Origin of the sequence: Paenibacillus sp. OT2-17, from assembly GCF_009827695.1 — a bacterium.
Lineage (GTDB): Bacteria > Bacillota > Bacilli > Paenibacillales > Paenibacillaceae > Paenibacillus > Paenibacillus polymyxa_B.
Window position 1 is genome coordinate 1 of record NZ_WUDQ01000507.1, and the last position, 2,684, is coordinate 2,684.

Here is a 2,684-nt window from a genome sequence, read left to right on the forward strand (position 1 = left end):
AATAGCAGTTGCGCTCAATACTACACAGGGAGATTTTGAGATGGGCGAAAAAAATATTTTGGCGTATTTCAAAAGTCCTGAGGAAGCACAGGGAGCCGCTAGAAAACTGGAAGCTCTCCGGGTAGCCGATGTGTCGATAGACCGATTTAGCCGGTATCCGCGGCAGTCTACTGGCAACGCCGGATTGCCTGTATTTTCAGGACAGATTAGCAGCTTGTCCTCACTGACACAGGGCGTGGACTTTACAGATGCAACTCCAGCAATACTGGCTGCAGCTGATCCGTCCGCCAGTGGCATGAGTGATGGAGGACAGGGCGGACCGACGGGCCGTGATATTTTGTTGACTGCTGTGGTGGATGAATCCATTCATCATCAGGCGATGTCCATCGTGGAACAAGCGGGTGGAATGCTGTGAAAAGTTTGGAAGGAGTAGTGACCGATGTCCAAAAACAAACGGTTTGATAAAGTGCTGACCAAAACGGAGAAAATCAAACGCATGCAATCTGCTAAAAATGAAGATGTAGAGTTCTCGGCAGATCAGGCAGATGCTGAGGATCTAGAAGCGATCCGGCGTAGCGAAGTAGCTGACCGTCGTCAGCAGCGTATCATAATCGACAATGAGTAGAATTTAATAAGACGGGTTATCTCCATTAATAAGGATGATTTGTGGGATAGCCCGTCTTATTTGTGTTCTTTCCTTTTTCTATTCATTATCCGCTGTATGCTGTTGCACTAAAAACAAGAGGACCGGCGACGAAAGCAGTAGTCGCAGGCGTTTGATTTTCAATAATTAGTTGGTAGTTTTGTACGCCCAGAGGCGCAACGTCTACCGTTTCGACATTAAGAATAATATTGTTATCGAAGACATTGGATTCCAGTCCGTAATAAATTTCCTTGCCGGCTCTCCAAATCCGTACAAGCACTCTAATGTTGCCGGCACCGACAAAACGTAGTCCAATCGAGGCTTTTAACTCTACTCGGTTGTTGACAGCTCCAGAAATAGCAGGATCAATAAATACAGACGTCGTAGCAATTCCAAGTCCGGCTGGAGAAATCGGAACAGGAAGATTTATACCATTAGTGATAGGTGTAATAACACTGGCATTATAATCTAACACCGTCTTTGCCATACTAAATCACTCCTTTTCTAGTATATTGTATTGTATGTACTAGAGTTAAGGGCGCTTGGACTAAAAGAGTGGACAACATATACAAGCTCTACAAAAAATATTTTGAACTTCGATAATATTAGCTTTTTTGAACTCCTGTGCATGTATATAGTACAATGTAATGTATGCATGTGAAATGAGGAGGAAATGAAAACCATGTTGTGGAATGAAATTACAATACATACAACCGAAGAAGCCATCGAAATGATTTCGAATTTTCTGCACGAAGCAGGTGCAGGAGGGGTTTCCATTGAAGAATCCGGTTCGCTCAACAAGCCGCGGGATACGTCCTATGGACAGTGGTATGATCGGCCTTTGAACGATATACCTGAAGGACAAGCGATCATCAAAGGCTATTTTGCCGAAGAAGTGGATATGGATCGTATTCGTTCGCAGATTGAGCCGCGCGTTGAAGAATTGAGAACTTTCGATATTGATCCTGGTGAGGTTCAGTATGAGCTGAAAACAGTTGATGAGGATGACTGGGCAAATGCTTGGAAGCAATATTTCAAGCCTTTGCGTGTGTCGGACCGTCTGACGATTAAACCCACTTGGGAAGACTATGAGCCTGCGAGTGAAGAGGAAAAAATCATTGAGTTGGACCCTGGTATGGCCTTTGGGACCGGAACGCATCCTACGACATCCCTTTGTCTGAGAACGCTGGAGTCTGTGATTAAGGGTGGAGAAGAAGTTATTGATGTCGGCACGGGTTCCGGTATTTTGGCCATTGGAGCTGTAAAGCTGGGAGCGAAGCATGTACTTGCCTTGGATTTGGACCCGGTGGCAGTATCCAGTGCGCGGGAAAATACGCGTTTGAACGGACTGGAGGAACGCATCACCATTAAAGAAAGTGATTTGCTATCTGTGCTTAATGCAAGCGATCCAACGCTGGGTATCCAGTTACCGGTCAAGCTAGTGGTAGCTAATATATTGGCAGAGATTATTCTGCTGTTCATTGATGATGTATATAAAGCCCTGGAACCAGGTGGTATTTATATTGCTTCAGGGATTTGGAAGAACAAAGAAGAGGTTGTCGAAACTGCTTTGAAAGCAGCTGGCTTTGAGATTGCCGAAATAAGCCGGGATGAAGATTGGCTGGCGTTTGTGGCGAGAAAGAGGTAAGTATGGATTTTCTACAAAATATTTTTCGTGTAAATTTAAATGTTCTTCCCTTTTATTTACTGGCTGTGATCATATCGTTCACGGTTCATGAGTTTGCACATGCGTATTATGCCAATAAATTTGGTGACCCTACGGCCAAGCTACTTGGGCGCGTGACTTTAAATCCGGCAGTGCATATTGACCTGCTGGGTACGCTGCTGCTGTTGATCGGAGGCTTTGGCTGGGCCAAGCCAGTTCCGGTTAATCGTGACAATTTTAGCCGTCCGCGCCTCATGGGCATTATCGTATCGGCTGCGGGTCCGCTGAGCAATCTGCTGCTTGCATTTGTTACTACTTTGATCTATGCCGTGCTCCTTCATTTTCAAGTATTGCCGGGGATGGAGAACCAACGGG

The 2,684-nt window shown here is 45.3% G+C and carries 5 protein-coding genes; 4 read left to right on the plus strand and 1 reads right to left on the minus strand.

Features of this window, described 5'->3' with window-relative positions:
* Positions 1 to 40 precede the first annotated feature (40 nt).
* Positions 41 to 415 (plus strand): hypothetical protein, encoded by a 375-nt coding sequence (locus GRP75_RS23800; RefSeq protein WP_013311164.1) that lies wholly within the window; start codon positions 41 to 43, stop codon positions 413 to 415.
* A 24-nt stretch (positions 416 to 439) separates the two neighbouring features.
* Positions 440 to 625 carry a YfhD family protein gene (locus GRP75_RS23805; protein ID WP_023989507.1) on the plus strand — a complete coding sequence of 62 codons (186 nt, stop codon included), beginning with the start codon at positions 440 to 442 and terminating at the stop codon, positions 623 to 625.
* A gap of 85 nt (positions 626 to 710) precedes the next feature.
* Here the strand turns inward: GRP75_RS23805 and GRP75_RS23810 are convergent, their stop codons facing one another.
* Positions 711 to 1,130: a hypothetical protein gene (locus GRP75_RS23810; protein ID WP_023989506.1), complete on the minus strand. Its 420-nt coding sequence runs from the start codon at positions 1,128 to 1,130 to the stop codon at positions 711 to 713.
* Positions 1,131 to 1,325: 195 nt separating this feature from the next.
* On the opposite strand from GRP75_RS23810, the gene prmA reads away from it, so the two are divergent.
* Together prmA and GRP75_RS23820 are read left to right on the plus strand one after the other, a co-directional pair.
* On the plus strand, positions 1,326 to 2,291 hold the full coding sequence (gene prmA / locus GRP75_RS23815; RefSeq protein ID WP_023989505.1) for a 50S ribosomal protein L11 methyltransferase: 966 nt from the start codon (positions 1,326 to 1,328) through the stop codon (positions 2,289 to 2,291).
* A gap of 2 nt (positions 2,292 to 2,293) precedes the next feature.
* The coding region (locus GRP75_RS23820) for a site-2 protease family protein (protein ID WP_160790552.1) at positions 2,294 to 2,684 on the plus strand (391 nt) is incomplete at its 3' end.

Coding starts and splice junctions, on each gene's coding strand:
- GRP75_RS23800 (WP_013311164.1), top strand. CDS start 41: ATGGGCGAAAAAAATATTTTGGCGTATTTCAAAAGTCCTGAGGAAGCA.
- GRP75_RS23805 (WP_023989507.1), top strand. CDS start 440: ATGTCCAAAAACAAACGGTTTGATAAAGTGCTGACCAAAACGGAGAAA.
- GRP75_RS23810 (WP_023989506.1), bottom strand. CDS start 1,130: ATGGCAAAGACGGTGTTAGATTATAATGCCAGTGTTATTACACCTATC.
- prmA (WP_023989505.1), top strand. CDS start 1,326: ATGTTGTGGAATGAAATTACAATACATACAACCGAAGAAGCCATCGAA.